At 75.0% G+C, this 23,443-nt stretch carries 22 protein-coding genes; 12 read left to right on the top strand and 10 right to left on the bottom strand.

The window, feature by feature from the left end:
* Positions 1–190 precede the first annotated feature (190 nt).
* Positions 191–1,186 (top strand): GlxA family transcriptional regulator, encoded by a 996-nt coding sequence (locus KGD84_RS14380; protein WP_420910378.1) that lies wholly within the window; start codon positions 191–193, stop codon positions 1,184–1,186.
* A gap of 309 nt (positions 1,187–1,495) precedes the next feature.
* Here KGD84_RS14380 and KGD84_RS14375 read toward each other — a convergent pair whose 3' ends face one another.
* Entirely contained in the window at positions 1,496–2,257 is a 762-nt protein-coding gene (locus tag KGD84_RS14375) for a TetR/AcrR family transcriptional regulator (protein ID WP_220560852.1), read from the bottom strand.
* A gap of 189 nt (positions 2,258–2,446) precedes the next feature.
* Between KGD84_RS14375 and KGD84_RS14370 the strand changes: the two genes are divergently transcribed.
* Together KGD84_RS14370 and KGD84_RS14365 are read left to right on the top strand one after the other, a co-directional pair.
* Positions 2,447–3,199, top strand: coding sequence for a siderophore-interacting protein (locus tag KGD84_RS14370; RefSeq protein WP_220560850.1), 753 nt, complete (start codon positions 2,447–2,449; stop codon positions 3,197–3,199).
* An 84-nt stretch (positions 3,200–3,283) separates the two neighbouring features.
* Entirely contained in the window at positions 3,284–4,120 is an 837-nt protein-coding gene (locus tag KGD84_RS14365; RefSeq protein WP_220560848.1) for an NAD(P)H-binding protein, read from the top strand.
* Positions 4,121–4,492: 372 nt separating this feature from the next.
* On the opposite strand, the gene KGD84_RS14360 is transcribed toward KGD84_RS14365, so the two are convergent.
* The 5 genes from KGD84_RS14360 to KGD84_RS14340 form a co-directional block, all read right to left on the bottom strand.
* Positions 4,493–5,473, bottom strand: a complete 981-nt coding sequence (locus tag KGD84_RS14360; protein ID WP_220560847.1) for a hypothetical protein — start codon at positions 5,471–5,473, stop codon at positions 4,493–4,495.
* An 84-nt stretch (positions 5,474–5,557) separates the two neighbouring features.
* Positions 5,558–7,078, bottom strand: a complete 1,521-nt coding sequence (locus KGD84_RS14355; protein ID WP_220560846.1) for a peptide MFS transporter — start codon at positions 7,076–7,078, stop codon at positions 5,558–5,560.
* Complete coding sequence (locus KGD84_RS14350) at positions 7,075–8,508, bottom strand: NAD(P)/FAD-dependent oxidoreductase (protein WP_220560845.1); 1,434 nt, start codon at positions 8,506–8,508, stop codon at positions 7,075–7,077. The genes KGD84_RS14355 and KGD84_RS14350 overlap by 4 nt, the downstream gene beginning before the upstream one ends.
* Before the next feature lie 41 nt (positions 8,509–8,549).
* Positions 8,550–9,122: an XRE family transcriptional regulator gene (locus tag KGD84_RS14345; protein ID WP_220560844.1), complete on the bottom strand. Its 573-nt coding sequence runs from the start codon at positions 9,120–9,122 to the stop codon at positions 8,550–8,552.
* 126 nt (positions 9,123–9,248) lie between these two features.
* Positions 9,249–10,418 carry a PP2C family protein-serine/threonine phosphatase gene (locus KGD84_RS14340; protein ID WP_220560843.1) on the bottom strand — a complete coding sequence of 390 codons (1,170 nt, stop codon included), beginning with the start codon at positions 10,416–10,418 and terminating at the stop codon, positions 9,249–9,251.
* 196 nt (positions 10,419–10,614) lie between these two features.
* On the opposite strand from KGD84_RS14340, the gene KGD84_RS14335 reads away from it, so the two are divergent.
* Positions 10,615–11,619: an ABC transporter substrate-binding protein gene (locus tag KGD84_RS14335; protein WP_255646543.1), complete on the top strand. Its 1,005-nt coding sequence runs from the start codon at positions 10,615–10,617 to the stop codon at positions 11,617–11,619.
* Between the two features lie 327 nt (positions 11,620–11,946).
* Here KGD84_RS14335 and KGD84_RS14325 read toward each other — a convergent pair whose 3' ends face one another.
* Genes KGD84_RS14325 through KGD84_RS14315 form a run of 3 tightly spaced genes read right to left on the bottom strand, consistent with a single transcriptional unit; the run spans position 11,947 to position 15,096 of the window.
* Positions 11,947–13,497 (bottom strand): tripartite tricarboxylate transporter permease, encoded by a 1,551-nt coding sequence (locus KGD84_RS14325; RefSeq protein ID WP_220560841.1) that lies wholly within the window; start codon positions 13,495–13,497, stop codon positions 11,947–11,949.
* 1 nt (position 13,498) lies between these two features.
* Positions 13,499–14,107, bottom strand: a complete 609-nt coding sequence (locus KGD84_RS14320) for a tripartite tricarboxylate transporter TctB family protein (protein WP_220560838.1) — start codon at positions 14,105–14,107, stop codon at positions 13,499–13,501.
* Positions 14,104–15,096, bottom strand: a complete 993-nt coding sequence (locus KGD84_RS14315) for a Bug family tripartite tricarboxylate transporter substrate binding protein (protein WP_220560837.1) — start codon at positions 15,094–15,096, stop codon at positions 14,104–14,106. Before KGD84_RS14315 ends, KGD84_RS14320 begins: the two co-directional genes overlap by 4 nt.
* Before the next feature lie 306 nt (positions 15,097–15,402).
* Between KGD84_RS14315 and KGD84_RS14310 the strand changes: the two genes are divergently transcribed.
* From KGD84_RS14310 to KGD84_RS14285, 6 genes are all read left to right on the top strand, one after another.
* A complete protein-coding gene (locus KGD84_RS14310) occupies positions 15,403–16,188 on the top strand; it encodes an IclR family transcriptional regulator (protein WP_220560836.1) in 786 nt (261 codons plus the stop codon).
* Positions 16,185–17,405 carry a CaiB/BaiF CoA transferase family protein gene (locus KGD84_RS14305; RefSeq protein ID WP_220560835.1) on the top strand — a complete coding sequence of 407 codons (1,221 nt, stop codon included), beginning with the start codon at positions 16,185–16,187 and terminating at the stop codon, positions 17,403–17,405. Before KGD84_RS14310 ends, KGD84_RS14305 begins: the two co-directional genes overlap by 4 nt.
* On the top strand, positions 17,402–18,238 hold the full coding sequence (locus KGD84_RS14300; RefSeq protein WP_220560834.1) for a citryl-CoA lyase: 837 nt from the start codon (positions 17,402–17,404) through the stop codon (positions 18,236–18,238). Before KGD84_RS14305 ends, KGD84_RS14300 begins: the two co-directional genes overlap by 4 nt.
* An 80-nt stretch (positions 18,239–18,318) precedes the next feature.
* On the top strand, positions 18,319–18,708 hold the full coding sequence (locus KGD84_RS14295; RefSeq protein ID WP_220560833.1) for a DUF2946 family protein: 390 nt from the start codon (positions 18,319–18,321) through the stop codon (positions 18,706–18,708).
* 123 nt (positions 18,709–18,831) lie between these two features.
* On the top strand, positions 18,832–19,527 hold the full coding sequence (locus KGD84_RS14290) for a DsbA family protein (RefSeq protein ID WP_220560832.1): 696 nt from the start codon (positions 18,832–18,834) through the stop codon (positions 19,525–19,527).
* The gene (locus KGD84_RS14285) at positions 19,524–20,147 is read left to right on the top strand and encodes a vitamin K epoxide reductase family protein (protein WP_220560831.1); all 624 of its coding nucleotides are present in this window, start codon (positions 19,524–19,526) and stop codon (positions 20,145–20,147) included. Before KGD84_RS14290 ends, KGD84_RS14285 begins: the two co-directional genes overlap by 4 nt.
* 67 nt (positions 20,148–20,214) lie before the next feature.
* On the opposite strand, the gene KGD84_RS33570 is transcribed toward KGD84_RS14285, so the two are convergent.
* Entirely contained in the window at positions 20,215–20,676 is a 462-nt protein-coding gene (locus KGD84_RS33570) for a MarR family winged helix-turn-helix transcriptional regulator (protein WP_220560829.1), read from the bottom strand.
* 136 nt (positions 20,677–20,812) lie between these two features.
* On the opposite strand from KGD84_RS33570, the gene KGD84_RS14275 reads away from it, so the two are divergent.
* Both KGD84_RS14275 and KGD84_RS14270 read left to right on the top strand, forming a co-directional pair.
* Positions 20,813–22,276: an MFS transporter gene (locus KGD84_RS14275; RefSeq protein WP_220560827.1), complete on the top strand. Its 1,464-nt coding sequence runs from the start codon at positions 20,813–20,815 to the stop codon at positions 22,274–22,276.
* Positions 22,273–23,409, top strand: a complete 1,137-nt coding sequence (locus tag KGD84_RS14270) for a cytochrome P450 family protein (protein WP_220560825.1) — start codon at positions 22,273–22,275, stop codon at positions 23,407–23,409. The genes KGD84_RS14275 and KGD84_RS14270 overlap by 4 nt, the downstream gene beginning before the upstream one ends.
* The last annotated feature ends 34 nt before the right edge of the window (positions 23,410–23,443 follow it).

Here is a 23,443-nt window from a genome sequence, read left to right as displayed (position 1 = left end):
GTGCCGCGGGGTGCGGCGTCGGCGGTCCGCCCTCGTGGAGCGGCCACCGTCCACGCTAGGATCGGGACCCTGATGTCGGCAATGTCGTGCGAACCGCAGATTCGGACATGCGGGCGGGCGCTCCGGCCGGAGGGCGGGCACGCGCACGGCGCCGTCCGCGCCGTGCGAGGGGACGAACGGAGGAGGTGCCGTGGAGGGGCGGCTCGTGGTGGTGATGCTCTTCGAGGGGGTCGACCTGCTGGACGTCACCGGCCCCGCGGAGGTGTTCTCGCTGCTGCGGCGGGAGATGGGCGGCCCCACCGGCTACGAGGTGGTGCTGGCCTCGCCGTCCCTGGACCCGGTCACCACCTCGGCGGGGGTGCGGGTGCTGCCCGACGCCACGTTCGACGACGTCGCCGGGCGGCGCATCGACACGCTGCTCGTGCCGGGCTCGGTCGAGACCGGGGAGGGCTCCGGGATCCGGGCGGTCGCCGACCCGGCGGTGGTGGACCAGGTGCGGCGACTGGCCCCGCGCTCCCGGCGCATCGCCTCGGTGTGCGTGGGCGCGCACCTGCTGGCCGCAGCCGGGCTGCTGGAGGGCAGGCGCGCCACCACGCACTGGTCGACCGCCCGCCAGCTGGCCGCCGAGCACCCCGGGGTGGAGGTGGACGCCGACCCGATCTTCATCCGGGACGGGGACATCTGGACCGGGGCGGGGCTGAGCGCCTGCATCGACCTGTCCCTGGCCCTGGTGGCCGAGGACTTCGGGCGCGAGCCCGCCCTGCGGGTGGCCCGGCAGCTGGTGGTGTACCTCAAGCGCCCCGGCGGGCAGAGCCAGTTCAGCGTGGCCCTGGACCCGGTGTCGACCACGCGCCGCATCGACGACCTGCGCCACCACATCGCCCGCAACCTGGCCGGGCCCCTCACCGTGCCCGACCTGGCGGCCCACGCCCATGTCAGCGAGCGGCAGCTCACCCGGATCTTCAAGAACGAGCTGGGGACCACCCCGGCCGCCTACATCGAGGCGGCCCGGGTGGAGGTGGCCCGCCAGCGGCTGGAGACCACCGACGACACCCTGGAGCGGGTGGCCTCGGCCTGCGGTTTCGCCAGCACCGACACGCTCACGCGCGCGTTCCGCCGCGTCCTCAACACGACCCCCGCCCGGTACCGGGAGCGTTTCCGCCTCTCCCCCGAGGCCGTGCGCTGACCCTGCCGTCCGGGGCGCTCGGGCACGGCAGCACGCATCCGCCCGGACGCGGGCGGACGATCCGTGGCCGCGCGCCGACGTACTGCCCGGCGCGCTCCGGCAGGCGCACACGGGCACCGCAGGCCACCTCCGCCCGGATACGGGCGGGCGCTCCGCCACCGCACGGGGACACCGCGCACGGCGCGCTCCGGCGAGCGCGTGGACACCACGGGAAACCTCCCCCAGGGGCGGACGGGCTCTCCACGGCCGCCCGTCGACCCCACCGTCCGGTGCGTGTGGGCACTGCGCGAGGCGGGCGCCGCACCCGTCTCACGAAGGCGGGGCGTGCGGCGGGAGTTCGGACGGTTCGGGCGGCCGGTAGTCGAGGCCGAGCGTGTCGACCAGGTCGCGGAGGGTCTCCTCGTAGATCGGACCGGGGTCGGAGTAGACGAAGTCGAGCTGGTTGAGCACCTCCATGCACAGCAGCCCGTACAGCTTGATCCAGCAGGACAGGGCGACGTGGAGCGCCTCGATGGGCAGGCCGCGGCCCAGGGACTCGGCGTAGGCGCGCAACTGCTCGCGTATGGAGGGGTCCAGGTCTTCGAGGGCGGGGACCGGGAAGCCCCGGCGTGCCCACAGTTCCTCGATCTGCTGGAGGAAGACCAGCTCGAAATCGCGGGCGGCCTGGTTGCGGGGGGTGTCGGGGCGGTGCCGGGCGGAGGCGGCGGCCGGGATGGGGCTGGCGAAGATCCATCCGAACTCGGCGGGGTGGGCGGTCGCCCAGTGGCGCATGGCGCGGCAGGTGGCCAGCAACCGGTCACCGGCCGCGTCGGCGGGCCGGGCGTCACGGGCGGTCCGCATGGCCGTGGTCAGCTCCCGGAGGAAACCGGCGGTCACGGCCGCGACCAGGTCGTCGTGTGAGGCGAAGTAGTGGTAGAGCGCGGGCCCGCTCATGCCGATCCGCCGGGCGACCGCGTTGATCGTCACCGCCGCGGGGCCCTGGTCGGTCAGCAACTCGCGGGCGGCCTGGTGGATCTCGGCGAGGGTGGCCTGGCGGAGCTTCTCGCGCCGGCGGGCGGTGGGGGCGGCCATGCGGGTCCTTCCTGAACGGTCTTGACAGTCTAATGCCTCTATGCTTCCTTAGAGGCTCTAAAAGATCTAGAGCCTCTAAGGAGATGGTCGTGAAACGGCTGTTGCCTGTCGCCCTGTTCGTACTGACGGCCGCGGTGTGGTGGGGGCTGTCCCGCCGTTCCCGCACGCGCGGCGCCGGGGAGGCCTGAGATGCCGAGGCGCTCGCGCAACCCCCTGGCCGGAGCCTTCGCCAAATACCGCCTGGAGACCACCGTCACCGCCGTCGAGGCGGTGACGCCGACGATGCGGCGGATCCGCCTGGTGGCCGACGGGCCGGTCTCCTTTCCGTACGCTCCCGGACAGCATGTGCGGGTCGAGATCAACGACCCGCTCTCGGTGCCGGGGCTGCTGCGCCCGGGCGAGACGCTGCGCACCTACACGATCTGGGAGTTCGACCGCGGCGAGCGCGCGATCGAGCTGCGCGCGCACCTGTACGACGGGGACGGCATCGGACTGAGGTGGGCACGTGCGGCCGCGCCGGGCGACCGGGTACCGGTCTGGTGGCCGCAGGGCGACCTGTTCACCAGGGAGGCGCCGTTCCACCTGTTCGCCGGTGAGGAGACCGCGAGCGCGGCGTTCGGACCGATGCTGCGGGCGCTGGACCCGTCGGCCGCGGTGTACGGGGTGCTGGAAAGCGAGTCCGCCGAGCACGACCTGCCGATGCCCGGCCCGCACCGCCTGCTGCGGGTGCACCGCCACGGCGCCCCGGCCGCCTCATCGGACACCCTGCCTGCGGCGGTCGCCGACCTGGACCTGCCCGCGGGCGAGGGCGCGGCCTACCTGGCCGGTGAGGCGCGCACCTGCCAGAAGATCCGCGACCACCTGGTCCGCGACCGCGGCTGGGACCGCCGCTCGATCAAGGTCAAACCGTTCTGGGCCCCGGGCAAACGCGGCCTGCACTGACCCGCGCGCCCTCGTGCACCGGCCGGACCGGTGCCGGTCCTCCACCCCTCACCGCACACCCCCGACACTCCCCATGGAGACACCATGACGATCCTGGTCACCGGCGCGACAGGCAAGGTCGGCCGCAACGTGGTCACCGGGCTGCTGGCCGCGGGACGCACCGTACGCGCCATCTCCCGCTCCCCCGGACGGGCCGGGCTGCCCGAGGACGTCGAGGTCCTGCACGCCGACCTCGCCGATCCCCGAACCCTGCGAGCCGCACTGCACGGCGTGGACAAGGTGTTCGTGTTCCCCACCGCCCCGGACGGTACGCGCGCGCTCACCGCCGCCGCCGCGCACGCCGGTGTGCGCCACCTGGTCCTGCTGTCGTCCACCGTGCCGGGCTACCCCGAGCCCGACCCGATCAGCGACGCCCACCTGGCGCACGAGCGCATCGTGCGGGAGGCGGGCCTGCCGTGGACCTTCGTGCGGCCGGGCGGCTTCATGGCCAACGACCTGGCCTGGGCGGACTCGGTCAGGACCGGCGGCGTGGTCCGCGACCCGTGCCCCGACTCCGCCGTCGCCCTGATCGACGAACGCGACATCGCCGCCGTCGCCGTCGCCGCGCTGCTGGACGACGCCCATGCCGGCCGAGTCCACGAGATCACCGGGCCTCAGTCGCTCACCCCCGTCCAGCGCACCCGTATCCTCGCCAGGGCCATCGGCCGCCCGCTGCGCCTCGAACTCCAGCCCGCCGACGAGTTCGTCCGGACTGTCACCGGCCGGGGGTACCCGCCCGAGTACGCCACCGCCATGCTCGACTTCGGCGCGCACTTCGCCGTCGCCCCCGGCCCCGTCCTTCCCGCGGTCGAACGCGTCACCGGGCGCCCTTCGCACACCTACGCCGACTGGGCCGCCCGGTACGCCGACCGATTCCGCTGAGCGCCTGCTTCCGCACCGGGAGGCGGCCCGCGCGGCGCGGGCCGCCTCGCCACCCGCCGTCCGCTCGGGAGAGACCAGGCGGGCGGCGAGACCCTCCCCGTGTGCGCGGGGAGCACGACGACCGGGAACTGTTCCCGGGAAGTGGGAGCGGAGCAGGGCCTGCTCCGGCAGGGCGGGTGAACGCGCCCCGGACACCAGGAACGCGCCGGTACCGAGCGGCCCCTGCCCGCCCCGCTCATGCCCGCCGAACCCCGCAAGGGCGAGGAGTGGGCCGACCGCCGCAGGGCCGGGGCGACACCGCCCCGCACCGCGGCAGCGCGGGGGGCACCGCGCACGGCGCGCTCTACGGCACCGGGTTTCGGGCGCGGCGGCCTAACCCCCCAGGTGGCGCAGCAGCAGGGCCCGCACCTCCTCCAGGTCCGCGGGCCCGGCCAGTACCGAGTAGGTGTTCTCGCGCTCGCGCGCCCGCTCCAGGACATGGCCGTCGCCGGTGCGGGACAACCGGTAGCGCTCCTCCAGGTACCCGAACGTGATGGAACAGCCGTCCCCGTACGGGTACGCGGGCAGTCCGGCCGCCTCGGCCCGCCGCAGGATCTCGGGGGTGGCCAGGTCGACCGCGGCCCCCTCCGCGAGGACGTCCAGCAGCGGCCCGCCGCGTCCGTCCCCATAGGCCCGGGCGATATCGGCGTACCCGGCCCCGGCCAGCCGCCGGGCCCGCTCCGGCCCCGGCACGCCGGGCGCGAACCCGACCCGGGGCGTCCCCAGGGGCCCCGGGGCGCGCGCGTCGCCGGCCAGGGTCATGAGCACCCGGCACACGTCCTCCCACACCGGCGTGGAGTACACCGCCTCCCCGACGGTGGGCGGGAAGTCCGAGCGCCGGCGCAGCTCGTAGGCGTCGCCCACGCGCGACAGGCGGACCGCCCCCGAGGGGAGCGTCGCCACGAACGGGTTCCCGAACAGGGTCCGCCCGGGCTCGAACCCGCAGTCGCGGATCCACCCGGCGACCGGCCCGGGCAGCTCGCCGAAGGCGAGGTCGCGCGTCCCCTCGGGCGGGCTCTGCGCCGCGACCGCCTCCCACAGGTACGCGCAGGCCTCCTGTTCGGTGTCGAACTCCGCCGGCTCGGGCCCGGTGGTGTCGGGCGGGTACCGGGAGGGCCGGTACAGCTCGCGCAGGGTCACCGCGTACCGGCCGCCGTCGAGCGGGTAGAGGTTCCAGGCGCCGCGGCAGTACCCGCCGCGCGCCCTGTGCTCGGCGGGCAGGTGGGCCAGGAAGGGGTCGCGGCGGCCGTCGTAGGCGAGGTGGGCGTCGTGCCCGGCCGCGCGCAGCCGCCGCTGGAGTTCGGGGAAGTCCACCCCGGTATCATCCCCGCCCGCCCGCCGCCGGGCGCACCCGGCCCCGGGCACGGAGTGCCGGGGCGGGGCGGGGTCCGTCCGGGCTCAGCGGGTCAGGCCCGACTCCAGCAGGCGGCCCACCGGCCCGCGGGCGGCGAACAGCACCAGGCCCAGGCCGATCCCGGCCGTCGCGATGACCGTGAAGTAGGACGCGTTGTCGATGACGGTGAACAGCTGCCCCAGCAGCCCCGACAGAGACGAGCCCAGGGCGAGGGTGAGGAAGTTGAGGCCCACCATCTGCGACCGGAACGCCCGCGGCCCGATCCGGGTGGCCAGGGACAGCCCGATCGGCCCCACGAACACCTCCGAGGACCCGGCGAGCACCATGAACAGCAGGATCAGCACCAGGGGGATGTGCGCCTCCCCGGTGGCCTCGGAGACGACCAGCAGGAACAGGTACGCGCAGCCGATCTGGGTGAGCCCGACCGCGAACTTGGCCACCGGTCCCGGCTGCCGGTCCCCCAGCAGGTTCCAGAGCCCGGCGATGAGCGGGGTGATCAGCACGGCCGCCAGCGGGCTGGCCGTCGTGATCCAGGCGACCGGGAAGGTCCACCCGCCGATCTGGAGGTCGATGCGCTCGGTGATGAGGATCGAGATCGCCGTGAACTTCTGGAACAGGAACCCGAAGTACAGGCCCGAGACCAGGAACAGCGGCAGGAACCCCAGGATGCGGCGGCGTTCGTCCCGGGAGACCGCCGACGACCTCGTCATCGTCACGAAGTAGACGGCGGCGGCGGTGAGCGCCGCGAAGGTCACCACCGTGGCCAGGTTCTCCGCGCGCAGCAGCCCGGTGGCGGCGGCTGCGACCACCGCTCCGACGGCGGCCAGGGCGACCAGCGCCACCAGGGGCCGGCGGTGGGCGGGCAGCGGGTCGTTGACCACGCGGGCGCGTTCGGGGAGGGACTTCATCGAGGGGATGTACTGCACCAGGGCGGCGCCCATCCCGATCGCGGCCAGTCCGAACCCGTAGTGGAAGCCGAGCTCGTTCTGGGCCAGCCCGGTGGTGAGGGGGCCCACCACGGCGCCGATGTTGATCGCCATGTAGAAGTACGAGAAGCCCTCGTCGCGGCGGCGGCCGTCGGCGGCGTCCATGACGAAGCCGACGATCGAGGTGATGTTGGTCTTCAGGGCCCCGGTCCCGGCGACGATGAGGGCCAGGCCGACGCCCAGCCCGGCGAGGCCGGGCGCGAACGCGAGCACCAGGTGGCCGGCGGTGATGACGACCGCCCCGTACAGCACCATGTCCTTGGGGCTGACGAGCCGGTCGCCCAGCCACGCCCCGAGGATCTGGGACAGGTACACCGCGCCGCCGTAGGCGCCCACGATCCCGGCCGCCGCGGCCGGGTCCAGGGCCAGACTGCCCTGGGACAGCTCGTAGAGCAGGTAGAACGAGAGGATGCCCTGGAGGCCGTAGAAGGAGTAGCGCTCCCAGAGCTCGGTGAAGGCCATGCTCCACAGGCCGCGGGGCAGGCCGCGCCGGGAGGCCCGGCCGGGGGCGGCGCCGTGGGTGTCGGGGGCGTCGTGGGTGTCGGGGGTCCCGGGGTTCCGGGGGTCGGTGTGCGTCATTCGGCCAGTCCCGCCAGTCGTGCTCCGAAGCGTGCGATGAGCGAGGTCTCCCGCGAGCCCCGGCTCTCCTCCCAGTGGTCGGCGACCCCGAAGAGCCGGTACATGCCGTGCACACCGGTCCAGCGCAGTGGTTCGGGCTCCCACCTGCCCGAGTCGTGGTCGTTCCACGGCAGCCGGGTCGCGACGGTGTCGCGTCCGGCGGCACGGTCCACCAGGGTCCGCGCGGCCAGCCGGGTCGCGGTCACCCCGTGTCCGGCGAAGCCGCGGACGACGCCGACGCGGGTGGCGGGGTCGAAGGTGACACCCGCGCACCAGTCGCGGGTGACGCCGATGGCACCGCGCCAGGCGTGCTCGATCCCGAACTCCACGCCGGGGAAGAACAGCCGGAGCCGTTCGCTCAGGGTGCGCACGGTGCGGGCGTCCACGACGCCCTGGCCGGGGGTGCCCGAGGCGTAGGCGTAGGGGGTGCCGCGGCCGCCGATGGCGATGCGGCCGTCGGCGGTGCGCTGGGCGTAGACGAACGTGTGCGCGGCGTCGCCCAGGCACTCGCCGCCCCGCCAGCCGATGCGCTCCCACACCTCGTCCGGGAGGGGCCGGGTGACGATCATGGAGGAGTTGACCGGGATGACCCGGCGCGGGCCCAGGCCGGGGGCGGTGCCCGCGACCGTCCCGGAGTAGGCCTCCAGGCAGACGAACACCGTGGCGGCGCGCACGGTGCCGCGGTCGGTGGCCACCGCGCCGGGATCGACGCGGGTGGCGGTGGTGCCCTCGGCGATGCGCACGCCCCGGCGTTCGACCAGGTCGGCCAGGCCGCGGACGAGCTTGGCCGGGTCCACCCGGGCGGTGGCGCGGGTGAACAGCCCGCCCAGCGCCGGGCCCACGGCCACGCGCTCGGCGACCCCGGCGGCGTCCAGCAGCGACAGCTCGGACTCCTCGTACCCGAAGGCGAGGTCGGCGGCGTGGGCGCGTTCGAGGCGGCGCATGGCGGCGGGGGTGGTGGCGACCTTGAGGTGCCCGCCCCGGTGCTGGTCGGCCTCGATGCCCTCCTCCTCCAGCAGGCGCAGGGTGTCGTCGACGGCGGTGATCATCTCGCGCTGGAAGACGCGGACCGCCTCGACGCCGTCCCGGCCCCGCGCCTGCGCGGTGCGGGCGTAGACGGCGCGGTTGCCGGGGATCAGCGGGGACATCCAGCCGCCGTTGCGGCCGGAGGCGCCGTAGCCGACCTCGCGGGCCTCCAGGACGGTGATCCGCCATCCGGGATTCTCCAGGCTCGCGGTGTGGGCGGCCCACAGCCCGGTGAGGCCGCCGCCGACGATGACGAGGTCCTGTTCCTCGTCGGGGAGCGGGGCGGTGCGCCGGTCCGCCGCCCGGCCGGGATCGGGGGGCGCGGACATCCAGTGTGAGATCGCACCGTTGCGGTAGCCGGTCATGAACGTCTCCTGTGGGGGTCGTGGGGTGTGCGCGGCGGGGGTCAGTACGTGGGCGGGGCGATCGCCCACAGCACCCGGGCCTCCTCCCGGCCGGTCGTCTCGACGACCTTGTGGGGGCTGCTGCTGCGGTAGTGGATCGAGTCCAGGGCGGAGAGGCGGTGGACCTGGCCGTCCACCTGCACCTCGACCTCGCCGGACAGGACCAGGAGGATCTCCTCGGAGTCCCCGTGGGTGCAGGGCTCGACGCCGGTGGAGCCGCCCGGCTCGAAGTGCCCGAGCAGGACCTCCAGGTGGTCGAAGGCGCCGGGGGTGAGCTTGACCTTGGTCGCGCCCTCCCCGAAGGCCATGCCCCGGGTGTCGCTGAAGCGCAGGACGGCGCTGGCCGCCGCGCCCGGCGGGGCGAACAGGTCGCCCACCGAGAGCTTGAGGACGGCGCACAGGCGCTGGAGGGTGCGGACGCTGGCGTTGGCCTGGTCGCGTTCGATCTGGGACAGGTACCCCTCGGTCAGGCCGGTCTGCTCCGCGACGTCCTTGAGGGTGAGGTGGAGGGCCCGCCTGCGGCGGCGGAGGCGGGAGCCGACGCCCGCCTCGGCGCCGGTCTGGTCGTTCGGCATGGTGAGGAACCTAACAGAACCCCGACTGGGAGCACAATGGATGTTGCCAGCACTAAAGTTTTCTTTAGTACCCAGCCGCGAGCAGCCGCGATGCCGAAACGCGCGGGTGACGCCGACCGGTCCGGGTCAGCCGTGCCACTCGCAGAAGAGCACGGTGGCGTCGTCGTTGAGCGTGTCGTGGTGGTAGGCCAGCACCTCGTGCACCAGGCGCCGCAGGGTCTCGGGGACGGGCAGGTTGTCCGCCTGGTTGCGGATGACGAAGTCCACGAACCGCTCGACCCCGAACTCGTTGCCGTCGGCGTCGCGGGCCTCGATGACGCCGTCGGTGTAGAAGAGCAGGCGGTCGCCGGGTTCGAGCCGCTCGCGGCACACCGTCACCGGCAGCCCCAGGTCCATGCCCAGGGGGTGGGAGGGGTCGCACTCCAGCTCGCGCACCTTCTCCCCCCGGATGAGCACGGGGGGCAGGTGGCCGCAGTTGACCCACTCCAACATGCCGGTGGTGAGGTGGAGCTCGGCCAGGACGGCGGTGGCGAACCGGGTGCGCACGAACTCCTGGATCAGGGTGGTCTCCACCCCCTGGGGGATCTCGGCCAGCGGCGTGCCCCTGCGGCGCTCGTTGCGGAAGGCCCCGACCGCGAGGTTGGCGATGAGCCCGGCGGCGGTGTCGTGGCCCATGGCGTCGAAGATCGCCAGGTGGACGGTCTCCTCCGTGAGGGCGTAGTCGAAGGAGTCCCCGGCGTTCTCGTAGGCGGGCTCGGCCGCGGCGGAGATCGTCACCCGGGCGTCGGCGAAGGTGCCCGGGGGCATGAGCGTCCACTGCATCTCGGCGGAGACCGACATGGGCTCGGTCCGGATGAGCCGCGCGTAGGAGTCGCTGTTGGAGCGCTTGGCGATGACCAGCAGGCCCACCACAGAGGCCAGGTCGCGCATCGCCGAGCGGTCGGGGTCGCCGGCCCAGGCCACGTGGAGCACGCCCAGGCGTTCGGCGCCGTCCAGAATGGGCACCCAGTAGCGCGGGCCGCCGTCCGAGCGCACCGCCACGCCGGTGATGTAGGCCTGGCCCGCCGGCGAGTGGTCGATGGGCAGGTCCTCGCCGCCGCCGTGGGCGTCGGGGCCCACCCCGGTGACCTCGCGCAGGACCTGCTGCTGGTGGTCGGAGAGGTAGAACCGGGCCTCGGGCAGGCCGGCCGCGTCGGCCTTCTTGGCCACCAGCTCCGGCAACTCCTCGAAGGTGGCCAGGTGCCCGGCCCGCACCAGGGAGACCATCAAGTCGTTGGACGCGTGTTGTACGGGCATGGCAACCCCGTTCCCCCGAGGGCCTCTCGGCCCTCCCCTCCGCGGTGTCTTCGCGACCGAACGTCCATGGTCGCACATCCGTCACACCAGGCACAGATACCCACATAGCACTCATTTCGACCAGACCCGGCCATCCAATCCGTATCGGATTAGGTTAGGCTCCCCTCACCACATGGCGGGATCGAGGAGGAACACCGTGACGGGAGCACGAGGGCGCACCGCCCGGCTCGGGGGTATCGCACTGGCGGGGCTGCTGGCGGCCGCGCTCACCGGCTGCGGGGCGGCGGCGCGGGACGACGACGCCCCGGCCGCGGCGGACGGGGGCGGGGGCGCCTACCCGGTCACCGTGGCGACCTCCCAGGGCGAGGTCACCGTCGAGTCGGCGCCCGAGCGGGTGGTGGCGCTCGGCTTCTCCTCCGCCGACGAGCTCATCTCCCTGGGTGTCGCCCCCGTCAAGGTCGCCGTCGACCCCGACACGCTGGCCGAGAACGCCCCCTGGCTGGTCGACCCCCTCACCGAGGCCGCCGGCGGCGACCTGGCGTCGGTCGCCGACCCCTCCCTGGTGACCGCCGACGGCAGCCCCGACCTGGAGGCGATCGCCACCGCGGCGCCGGACCTCATCATCGCCGAGGTCTACCAGGTGCCGGACCGGGCGGCGTTCGACCGGCTCAACGCCATCGCCCCCACCATCACCCCCGACACCGACGCCTTCAACCCCGACTGGGACGAGCGCCTGCTCTCCACCGCCGCCGCGGTGGACCGCACCGAGCGGGCGCGGGAGCTGATCGCCGAACTGGAGGAGGAGTTCGCCGCCGCCGGCGCGGAGGTGCCCGGGATCGGGGACCGGACCTACCAGTGGGTGCGGGCCGACGACAACGGCTACGTGTTCGGCAACGGCTCCCTGTTCGAGCTGTTCGGGATGCGCCCGGCCGACAACCAGGACAACACCCAGACCGCTGCCGCGCTCTCCCTGGAGAACACCGGCGACCTGGACGCCGACCTGCTGGCGGTGTGGGCGCAGACCGAGGAGCGGCAGGCGGAGCTGGAGGCCGACCCGCTGTTCCGGGAGCTGCCGTCGGTCCGCAACGGCACCGTCTACTTCGCGGGCCTGGACTTCGCCAACGCCATCAACTCCCCCGCGCCGATCTCCCTGCGCTGGCTGCGCGACGAGCTGTCCCCGGTGGTCGGCGCCCTGGCCTAGACGGACACACAGGGGCGCTGTGCCGGTCGGCCGGGCGCCCGGGGCGCCCGGCCGGGTGGGGCGGGCGCCCCTGTCCCCGCCCGGGCGGGGACGGCACCGGTGGGCGCCGCCCCGGGTGCCGGTCCGCCGCAGCCCCCGCACGGGAGCCCGGAACCGATCCGGCCGTCGGCCCGGCGGGGTGGAGCGGGCTCTCACCCCGCCGAGCCCGGTCCGGCCCGCGTCCGGTGGTCGGCGCCCTGGCCTAGACGGACACACAGGGGCGCTGTGCCGGTCGGCCGGGCGCCCGGGGCGCCCGGCCGGGTGGGGCGGGCGCCCCGGGGCGGGGCGTCACCCCGCCGGGGTGTCCTCGGGGGCGGGTGCGGCGGCCCGGGCGCGGGACCGCGCCCGGGCGATCCCCACGAAGGCGACGGCCGCCAGGACCACGGTGTAGATGCCCAGGGTGATCGGCCCGGCGAAGAGGACGCCCACGTCCCCCTGGCCGATCGCCAGCGCGCGCCGCAGCTCGGTCTCGGCCAGCGGCCCCAGGATGACCGCGATGAGCACCGGGGCGAGCGGGATCTCGTAGCGGCGCATCATGAAGCCGAGCAGCCCCAGCAGGATCAGGAGCCACAGGTCGGTGGTCGAGTACGACGCCGCGTAGACCCCCAGGACCGCGAACCCGGTGATGCCCGCGTACAGGTACCGGCGCGGGATCAGCAGCAGCCTGGCCCACAGCGGCGCGAACGGCAGGTTGAGGACCAGCAGCATGACGCTGCCGACGAACAGGCTGGCCAGCAGGGTCCAGACCAGGTCCGCGTTGCGCTCGAAGAGCAGCGGGCCGGGCTGCATCCCGTACTGCTGGAAGGCGGCGAGCATGATGGCGGCCGTCGCGGAGGTCGGCAGCCCCAGGCCCAGCAGGGCGCCCATCGCGGTCCCCGCCGTGGAGCTGGCCGCGGACTCCGGCGCCGCGACCCCCTCGATCGCGCCCTCCCCGAACTCGTCGGCCCCCCGGCCGCGGCGGGCGCGGAACCGGGCGAGCCGGCGCTCGGTCCCGTAGGCCAGGAAGGTCGGGATCTCCGAGCCGCCCGCGGGGATCGCCCCGAAGGGCAGGCCGAACCCGATGCCGCGCAGCCAGGCGGGCAGCGCCCGGCGCAGGTCGCCGCGGCCGAGCCAGGGCGTCCCGCCCGCGCTGACGGGCGCCGCGGCGTGGCCACCCCGGTGGACGCGCGACGCCACGTGGAGGACCTCGCCCAGGGCGAGCAGGCCCACGGTCACGGTGACCACGCTGATTCCCTCGAACAGGGAGGGCACGCCGAGGGTGAAGCGCGCGGCCCCGCTCTGGGAGTCGATGCCGACCATCGCGATGGCCAGGCCGATGGTGAGGGCGATGGTGCCCCGGACCATGGACTGGGCGACCACCGCGGAGGTGGCCAGGAACGCGAAGACGGCCAGCGCCAGGTATTCGGCCGGGCCGAACCGCAGGGCGATGTCGATGATGACGTTCGAGAAGAACGCCACGACCGTGGTCGAGACGACCGCCCCGAGGAACGCCCCGACGGCGGCCGTGGCCAGGGCCTGCGGGGCCCTGCCGCGCCGGGCCATCCGGTGCCCCTCGATCGCCGTGGCGATGGCGGAGCTGTTGCCGGGGGTGTTCATGAGGATCGACGTGGTGGAGTCGCCGAACAGGCCGCCGTAGTAGACGGCGGTGAACATGATGAACGCCCCGGTGGGGTCGAGCTTGAAGGTGACCGGGAGCAGGAGCGCCACGGCCATGGCCGATCCCAGTCCGGGCAGGACGCCCACCGCCGTGCCCAGGAGCACGCCGACGAGGGCCCACAGCAGGTTCTCGGGGGTCAGCGCCGCGGCGAAGCCGCCCGCCAGGAGTCCGAAGGTCTCCATGTCAGAGCACCCCTCCCAGGATGCCGGAGGGCAGGTTGAGTCCGAGGCCCGCCACGAAGGCCAGCTGGACGACGGACGAGTACACGAGGGCGACGGTCGCCTCGAAGAGGGGGCGGCGGCCGCCGAAGGCCCAGGCGACGCCGAAGAACAGGAGCGCCCCGGACAGCAGCCACCCGACGGGCTGGAGGAGCAGGGCGAACAGGACCACGGAGCCGAGCACGGTGCCGACGGTGCGCCAGTCGCTGTGGGCGGCGGGCGCGGCGGTGTGGGGGCGCTCGCCCTCCACCAGTGCGCCGACGACCCCGGCGCCCTCGGGCCGGTCGGCCTCCCCGCCGTCCGGCTCGGGGGCGGGGCGGCGGACGACCTGGAGGACCAGGACCGCGCCCAGGACGATCATGAGGGCCGACACCAGGGAGGGGAAGAGCCGGGGGCCGGGCGAGGCGGAGTTGTCCGGCACGTGCATGGCGCCGGTCTGGACGGCGAGGAAGACGCCGATGGCGACGGTGAGCAGGCCGACGAAGATCTCGCTGCGCCCCCGCCACCAGGATCGGGCCCTGGGGGCCGCGGGGGCCGTGCCGCCGGGGGCGGCCTCGGTGCGGTGGGTGGTCATGACAGTCCCAGCTCCTCGGTGACCTCGGTGATGCGGGCGATCTCGGCCTCCAGGAACTCCTCGAACTCGGGGCCGGACTGGAAGGTGTCGTCCCACCGGTTGCGTTCCAGCGTGTCCTGCCACTCCGGGGTGGCCACCATCTCCTCGACGACGGCGGTGAGCTCGGCGCGCTCCTCCTCGGTGATGCCGGGCGGGGCCATGAAGCCGCGCCAGTTCGGCAGGACCGCGTCCACCCCCTGCTCGGGGAGGGTGGGGTGCTCCTCCAGGCCGTCCACGCGCTCCCGGGCGGAGACGCCGAGCACCCGCAGGTTCCCGGCCTCCACCTGGTCTCGGAACTCGTTGTAGCCGGAGACGCCGACGTCGATGCTGCCGGAGAGCAGGGAGGTCAGCGCCTGGGCGCCGCCCGCGAAGGGGATGTAGTTGACCTCGTCGGGGGAGACCCCCTGGGAGCGGGCGGCCAGGCCGGCCAGGAGGTGGTCGGTGCCGCCCAGGGAGCCCCCGCCGACGGCGACCGAGCCCGGGTCGTCCCGCCACTCCTCGACCAGGTCGCCCATGTCCTGGAGCGGCGAGTCGGCGCGGACCACGAACACCTCGTAGTCGTCGGCGACCCGTGCGATGGGGACGACGTCCTCCAGGGTCTGGGCGGAGTCGTTGACGATGATGCCGCCGATCATGACCGTCCCGGTGGTCATGAGGGTCGTGGCCTCCCCCTCGCGCCGCACCGTCTGGGCCAGCCCGATGGTGCCGCCCGCGCCGGGCAGGTTGAGCACCTGGGTGTTGTCGACGATGCCGTTGACCCGCAGCGCGTGCTGCGTCTCGCGGGCCACCAGGTCCCACCCGCCGCCGGGGTCGGCGGGGACGAGGATGTCGATCCTCGCCCGCGCCTGGGACTCGTGCGTTCCTGTGAGCGCGGCGTTCACCGCGGCGGCGCCCACGACCAGGGCCGCGCACACGGCCCCGGTCGCCCGGAGGGCCCGCTGCTTGTCCATCTTCACTCCCTCTCGCCCCGATTGGTCCGCCTGGCGGACCGAACGGGCCGCTGTTCGGTTCAGGAAATGATGCGGATCACGTTTGTCCGTGTCAATGGGGCCGCGAAACCTTTGTGCAACATTCCCCCTCCCTCCGGCCGAGGGAGGGGGAACCCCTGGTGAATCCGGGATTTCCCGATCAGGGGAGGGCGGCGCCCGGCCTCCGGAGCACCCTGGCGGGGCTGCGGGCGATGCGTTACGCTGACCACCACAGTCCACTTGATGGTCTTATAGGTCCGCCTAGCGGACCACATGAGAGGAGGGCGCATGTCCGGTGACTCGGACGGGGGCGTCCGGAGCGTGACGCGCGCGATCGACATGCTCGACCTGTTCGACGAGCGGAACCTGCGCTACACCACGCGCGAGCTGGTGGAGCGCACCGGCCTGGCCAAGACCACCGTCCTGCGCCTGGTCGGCACGCTGGAGCAGCGGGGCCTGCTGTGGACGGGCCCGGACGGCAGGATCGCCGCGGGCCCCGGCCTGCTCCGCTGGGCCCGCCTGGCCCACGCCGTCTGGCAGGTGCCCGAGGCGGCCCGCGCCGTCATGCGCGAACTCGTCGCCGACACCGCCGAGACCGTCAACCTGTACGTGCGCGCCGACGCCGTCCGCGTGTGCGTGGCCCAGGAGGAGGGGCCGCAGCGCCTGCGGCACGTCGTCAACACCGGCGACGAGATGGTGCTGTGGGGCGGTGCCGCGAGCAAGGTCCTGCTCATCGGGGCCGACGACGCCACCCTGCTGCGGGTGGCCGCCGCCTCCCCCTACGGCCCGGCCCACGTGGACCGGCTGCGCGCGCAGGTCGGGGACGCCGCCGAACGCGGCTACGCCGTCAGCCACGGCGAACGCGAGCACGGGGCCTCGGGTGTGGCCGCCCCCGTCTTCGGGCGGACCGGGCGGACCCCCGTCGCCGCGCTGGCCGTCGGCGGGCCCACGGCCCGCTTCACCGACGCCGCCGTGCGGGGGTTCACCGAGTCCGTCATGGGCGCCGCCCGGCGCATCTCCGAGATCGGCCTGGACCCGGCCGGCGGCGCCCCGGCCCCGGGGGAGGACCGATGACCGGCACCGGCGGGGACGGCCCGCCCCTGGCGGGCGTCCGGGTCCTGGACATGACCAACGTGCTGGCCGGCCCCTACGCCGGCTACCAGCTCGCCCTCATGGGCGCCGACGTCGTCAAGGTCGAGGTCCCCGGGACCGGCGACCTGGCCCGGCGGCTGGGCGCCTCGGCCGAGCTCAACGACCGGCGGCTGGGCGCGTCCTTCCTCGCCCAGAACAGCGGCAAGCGCTCGCTCACCCTGAACCTGAAGTCCGCCTCCGGACGGCGGGTGATGCGGACGCTGCTGGCCGGCGCGGACGTCCTGCTGGAGAACTTCCGCCCCGGGGTGCTGGAGCGCCTCGGCTTCGGCCCCGACGTGCTGCGCGAGGTCAACCCGCGCCTGGTGTACTGCGCCATCTCCGGGTTCGGCGCCGACGGCCCGCTGAGCGACCGGCCCGCCTACGACCAGATCGTGCAGGGCCTGTCGGGGATGATGGGCGCCACCGGCACCCCCGACACGGGGCCGCTGCGGGCGGGCTTCCCCATCGCCGACGTGCTGGGCGGCCTGGCCGCCGCCTTCGCGGTGTCCACCGCCCTGGCGCGGCGCGAGCGCACCGGGCAGGGCACCCACCTGGACGTGTCCATGCTGGAGACCGCGATCACCGCCATGGGCTGGGGCGTGTCCAACTACCTCTCCACGGGGGCCGAGCCCGAGCGCATCGGCAACGAGAACGCCACCGCCGCGCCCTCGGGCACCTTCGCCACCGGCGACGGAGCGCTCAACATCTCCGCCAACAAGCAGGAGCAGTTCGAGATCCTCTGCCGCGTCGTCGGGGCCCCCGAGCTGTGCGGGGACCCCCGCTTCGCGCGGCGCGAGGACCGCAAGGCCCACCGGGAGGAGCTCCGCAAGGCCCTGGAGGAGCACTTGCGGGCGCGGTCCGCCGCGGAGTGGGAGGAAGAGCTCTCCGGCGCGGGCGTCCCGGCGGGACGCGTGCTCGGGGTCCGGGAGGCCCTGGAGTCGGAGCAGATCGCCCACCGCGGCCTGGTCCATACCCTGCCCTTCCCCGGCTCCGGCGACCGCGGGCTCCGGGTGCTGGGCAGCGGGGTGCACGTGGACGGGGCGCCCCTGGCGCCCCGGACCCCTCCTCCCCTGCTGGGCGAGCACACCGTCCCCGTGCTGCGCGAGGCCGGGTTCGACGACGCCGAGATCGAGGCCCTGCGAGAGGAAGGCACGGTATGAGCACACAGGACACGGCGGGGTCCATGACCCACAAGGAGATCGGCGCGTGGTGGTCGACCGCCATCACGCGGATCGCCCCCGGGGAGATCGACCTGCGCGGCTACCCGGTCCAGGAGCTGATCGGGCGGGTCTCCCTGGTGGAGACCGTCTGGCTCCTGCTGCGCGGCGAGCTGCCGGACCCCGAGCGCGCCCGCCTGCTGGAGGCGGCCCTGGTGGCCGCGGTCGACCACGGGCCGCAGGCGCCCTCCATCGCCGCCGCCCGGATGGCCGCCACCTGCGGTGTGGGGCTCAACAACGCGGTCGCCACCGGGGTCAACCTCCTGGGGGACGTGCACGGGGGCGCGGGCCAGCAGTGCATCGCCCTCCTGGAGCGGATGGCCCTGCTGCGGGAGGAGGGCGCGTCCGCCGACGGGGCCGCCGAGGCCGTCGTGGCCGAGCACCGGGAGCGCGGGCAGCGGGTCCCCGGCTTCGGCCACCGCTTCCACCCCCGCGACCCGCGCCGCGACCCCCTCGTCGACCGGGTCCGCGAGGCGGTCGACCGGGACCTGGTGCCGCCGACGCACCTGGAGTCGGGGCTGGCGCTGGAGGCCGCGCTGGCCCGGGGGCGCAGCCGTCCCGTGCCGATGAACATCGACGGCGCCACGGCGATCGTCTACGCCTCCCTCGGGTTCGCCGCCGAGCTGGGGCGCGGCCTGTTCGTCCTGTCCAGGTCCGTGGGCATCCTCGCCCACGCCTGGGAGGAGAGCGGCGGCAGGGCCCGGATCAAGGGCCCGCTGCCCCGGCGGGTCCTGGCCGGGCACCACGGGCCGGAGACGCGCCACCTGCCGCGGTGACACCCGCGCCCGGGGTGCCCGCGGGGCCTCATGGGCACCCCGGGGCGGGGGCGGGGCGGGGCGCCGTTAAAGTGCCGATCATGGACGGGCACCCCGGCACACGCGGCACGCGCACCCTCGCGGTGCTGCTCGCCGTGCTCGTGCTGGCCTGCCTGGCCTGCGCCCTGGTGCGCACCGGCACCGCGGCGCACACCGCCCCGCCCGCGGGCTCCGGGGCCGTCCCGGTGGCCGCGGCCACCGACGCCCCGGCGACCGACACCGGGGGCGGCGCCGGGCACGGGGACCACGCCTGCGGGGTGGCCCCCGCTTCGGCGTCCGCCTCGGGCCCGCCGCTCCTCCTGGCCCCGCTCCCCCTGCTGTGGGCGCTGGTCCGCGCCGCGCACGCGCCGGCCCCGCCCGTCGAGGACGCCCCCGCGGCGCCCCGGCACGGGCCCGGGCTGCTCACCCTGCTCTGCGTACAACGGGTCTAGAACACGACCGCGCCGACGCCCTCCGCGTCCGCGCCGCCTCCCCCTCCCCCGGACCGCCCCGACCGGCGGTCCCGTCGTGATCCCTCCGTGCCCCGCGCACGGACCCGTTGGAACGGAAGAACCGTGAACCAGAACACGACCTTCACCCTCGTGATGCTCACCGTCCTGGGCCTGCTCGTCGGCACGCTCGTGTACCTGTCGAACCGCCCCCAGGACTCCCCCGGCTCCGCCGGCGCCTCCGCGGCGGCGCCCGGGGGCCAGGCCTCCCCCTCGCCCGCCCCCGCCGAACTGCTGGTCCGCGAGGACAGCCGGTACCTCGACCGGGTCGAGGGGGCGCCGGTCACCGTCGTGGAGTTCCTCGACTTCGAGTGCGAGGCCTGCCGCGCCCAGTTCCCCGTGATGGAGCGGATCCGGGAGGACTACGAGGGCCGCATCGACTTCGTCGTCCGCTACTTCCCGCTGCCCGGGCACACCAACTCCGAGCCCGCCGCCGCGGCCGTGGAGGCGGCCGCCCGCCAGGGCGCGCTGGAGGAGATGTACGCCCTGATGTACGAGACCCAGGCCGAGTGGGGCGAGTCCCAGGAGGACCGGAGCGAGGTGTTCGTCGGCTTCGCCGAGGAGCTGGGCCTGGACGTCGGGGAGTTCACCGCCGACATGGAGTCGCAGGAGGTCGCCGATCGGGTGCGGGCGGACTTCGACGACGGCGTGGCCCTGGGCGTGCAGGGGACCCCGACGATCTTCGTCAACGGGTACCGGACGCCGAGCATGCCGACCTACGAGATGCTGGCCTCCCTGATCGACGCCGGGCTCGCCGAATGAGCACCGCCGCCGGGCTCCGGCGGCCGGGCGCGGGCGTCCCGGCCCGCGCTCTGCCCTGGCTGCTGGCCCTGGGCGGGGCCGTCGGCCTGCTCGCCGCCACCGCCCTGCTGGTGGAGAAGGTCCGCGTCCTCCAGGACCCCGGCCACGTGCCCTCGTGCAGCATCGACCCGGTGCTGTCGTGCGGAACGGTCATGGGGACCTGGCAGGCGGAGGTGTTCGGGATCCCCAACCCGGTCCTGGGCGTGGTCGGGTTCTCGGTGGTGACCACCGTGGGCGTCGCCCTGCTGGCGGGGGCGCGGTTCCCGCGCTGGTTCCACCTGGGCCTGTGGGCGGGCACGCTGTTCGGCGCGGGGTTCGTGCACTGGCTGATCTTCCAGAGCCTGTACCGGATCGGCGCGCTGTGCCCGTACTGCACGGTCGTGTGGGCGGTGACCGTGCCGGTCTTCTGGTACACCACCCTGCACGCCCTGGAGGCGGGCCACCTCCCGGCGCCGGGCGTCCTGCGCCGGGCCGCGGACGTGATGGTCCGCTACCACAGCACGCTCCTGTGCCTGTGGGCGCTGGCCCTGGCCGCGGCGGTCACCCAGGCGTTCTGGACCTACTGGACCACCCTGGTCTGACGCCGCCCGGCCCTCCCGGGCACGGCGGCGGGCGCCCGACCGCGTCGGGCACCCGCCGTCCGCGTCGTCACCGGGCTCCGCGGGCCTCCTCGGCGGTGTCGTGCTCGGCGGCACGCACGAACCTCAGGAGGGCGGCCAGGGCGTCCTCGTCGAACCCGGCGAGCTCCTCCCGGGTGCGCGCCACCAGCCCGGCGTAGGCGGCGGTGACGCGGGCCACCCCCTCCTCGGTGGGCTCCACCAGGACGCGCCTGCGGTCGCCGGGGTCGGGCACCCGGCGCACGCAGCCGGCCGCGACGAGCCGGTCGACCATGCGCGAGGCCGCGCCGGTGGTCAGGTTGACGTGCCCGGCCAGGGCGCCCGGGGTCATCGGCCCGTGCCGGGCCAGGGCGTGCAGGCACTGCACGTCGGTGTCGGTGACCCCCAGCCGGGCGGCGACGACGCTGTTGAGCTGGACGACGCGGATCGCCCAGGCGGGTATCGCGTCCTCGACGAGCGCCCTGACCAGGGCGTCCCTCTCGTTCCGTGCCATGGGCGCCGCTCCGTTCCACTCCCCGTTCGCTGCACCGCGCAGCAAAGCCATGCTACTTTAACTGCGTCACGCAGCTACTGCGCGACACATCTACTGTGCCACACAGCAAACGGCCACCAGGAGAGGACCCGTCACCATGACCGCACCGCCCGCCGCCGCGACCGGCCCACCGCCCCTGCTCACCGGGCGGACCGCCGCCGTCGCCCTGGCGGTCGTCCTCGTCGCCGCCTTCATGGAGCTGCTGGACGCCACCATCGTCGGGGTCGCCGCCCCGGCGATCGCCGCCGACCTGGGCGCGGGCGAAGCGGCACTGCAATGGACGGTCGCCGGGTACACGCTCGCCGTCGGCGCGGGGCTCGTCACGGGCGGACGCCTCGGCGACCGGTACGGGCGCCGCCGCCTCTTCCTGCTCGGCCTGGCCGGGTTCGCCCTCGCCTCCGCCGCCTGCGGCCTGGCGCCCTCCCCCTGGGCCCTGGTCGCCGGGCGCGTCGCCCAGGGGCTGGCGGGCGGGCTGATGATCCCCCAGGTGTTCGGCGTCATCCGCGCCTCGTTCGCCCCCGCGGCACGGGCCCGCGCCATGGGCGCCTACGGCGCCGTCCTGGGGCTGGCCTCCGTCGCCGGGCCCCTGCTGGGCGGCCTCCTGGTGGAGGCCGACCCGTTCGGTCTGGGCTGGCGCGCGGTGTTCTGGGTCAACGTGCCGGTCGCGGCGGCCGGCCTGGCCCTGGGCGCGCGCTTCCTGCCGGAGTCGCGGGGCGGGGACGGAACCGGGTTCGACGGAACGGGCGCGGCCCTGGCCGCCACCGCCGTGGTCCTGCCGCTGCTGCCGCTGGTCCAGGGGCGCGACTGGGGGTGGCCCTGGTGGGGCACCGCCCTCATGGCCCTCTCCGTGCCCGTCACCGCCCTGTTCCTGTGGTGGGAGCGCCGCCTGGCGGCACGCGGCGGACGGCCCGTCCTGGACCCCGCGCTGCTGCGCGGCCGGGCCTTCGCCCTGGGGCTGGCCGCCTCGCTGCCGTTCTTCGGCGCCCTGGGCGCCTTCTTCCTCCTGCTCTCCCTGTACCTCCAGGGGGGAACCGGCCGCGGCCCGTGGGAGGCCGGCCTGGTGATCCTGCCCTTCGCCGCGGGCTCGGTCATCACCTCCGGCATCGGGGTCCGGTTCGCCGACCGGGCCGGACGCGCGGTCCTGGTCGGCGGCGCCCTGCTCCTGGCCGCGTCCCAGCTCCTGCTGCTCGCGCTGCTGCACGGGGACGCCCCCTCCTCCACGGCCCTGGCCGTGCCCCTGTTCGCGGGCGGCCTGGGACTGGGCCTGACCGCCCCCTCCCTGGTCAACGTCGTGCTGGCCGGGGTGCCCGCCCGGGACGCGGGGGCGGCGGGCGGTGTCCTGAGCACCGTCACCCAGATCGGCGGCGCGGTCGGTGTGGCCGCGCTGGGCACCGTGTTCTTCGCCCGGCTGGAGGACGCGCTCGCGGGCGGCTCCTCCGCGGCGGCCGCCCACACCCACGCCCTGGCCGCCGTCCTGCCCTGGCAGGTCGCCTGCTACGCGGCCGCGGCCGTGCTCCTGTTCCTGCTCCCCGCCCGACCCCACGAGGAGACCTCCCCATGACATCCCCGACCGGCATCGACCCCTTCGCCCCGGCCGTCCGCGGACTCGACGAGCCCCACCCGGCGCACGCCGCCCTGCGCGCCCTGGGACCCCTGGTGCGGGTCCGGGCACCGGCGGGCGGCCCCGCCTGGATCGTCACCGACGACACCCTGGCCCGCGAGGTCCTCGTCGACCCGCGGATCGTCAAGGACCCGGCGTACGCGCCCGGGCACTGGGACCCGCGGACCGCGGGGCTGGAGCCCACCGCCGCCGCGCAGCCCTCGCTCACCACCACCGACGGCCCCGCGCACGAACGGCTGCGCCGGGCGCACGCGCCGCTGTTCACCGCGCGCCGGATCGGCTCCTACGCCGGACGGGTCACCGGCCACGCGCGGCGGATGCTCACCGGCCTGGCCGCGGAAGGCGGGCCCGTGGACCTGATGGCGGACTTCACCACGCGCTTCCCGCTCACCGTGGTGTGCGACCTCCTGGGCGTCCCCCTGGACCGGGTGGACCAGGCCGTCGCCGCCTGCCGCCTGATGCACGGCGACGGCCCCGAGGACGTGGGCCGGGCGATGGCGGCCTTCGCGGACCTGGCCGCGGCCGCCCTGGAACCGGGCCGGGACGGCCTGGCCGTCGAGCTGCGCGCACGCGTCCCCGACCTCACCGAGTCCCAGGTGCACTACCTGCTGTTCACCCTGATCTACGCGGGGCAGCTCACCACCGACCCGTCCCTGGGCTTCCTCATCGCCGGCCTGCTCGGACCCGGGGGGCGCTCCGCGGGGGACGCGGACGAGGTCGTCCGCGAGACGCTGCGCCGGTACTCCCCCGCGCCCTTCAGCCTGTGGCGGTTCACCGCCGACGAGGTCGAACTCGCGGGGGTCCGGCTCCCCGCCCGCTCCCCGGTGCTCGTGGACATCCAGGGGATCAACACCGACCCCGGCCGCGCCATCGGCCCGGACCTGGCGTTCGGGGCGGGTCCGCACTACTGCACCGGCGCGCAGCTGGCCCGTCTGGAGCTGGCCGCGGTGGTCGAGGTCCTGCACGCGGACCTGCCCGGGGCCCGGCTGGCCGTGCCCTTCGCCGACCTGCGTCGGCACGGGGTCGGCGGGATCCAGGGCAGCCGCCCGGTCTCGCTCCCGGTCCTGTTCTGACCGTCCGGGGCCGCCCCGCCCCGGAGGCGGGGCG

The organism is Nocardiopsis changdeensis (genome assembly GCF_018316655.1).
Classification (GTDB): domain Bacteria; phylum Actinomycetota; class Actinomycetes; order Streptosporangiales; family Streptosporangiaceae; genus Nocardiopsis; species Nocardiopsis changdeensis.
This window is presented reverse-complemented; position numbering and strand designations above follow the sequence as displayed.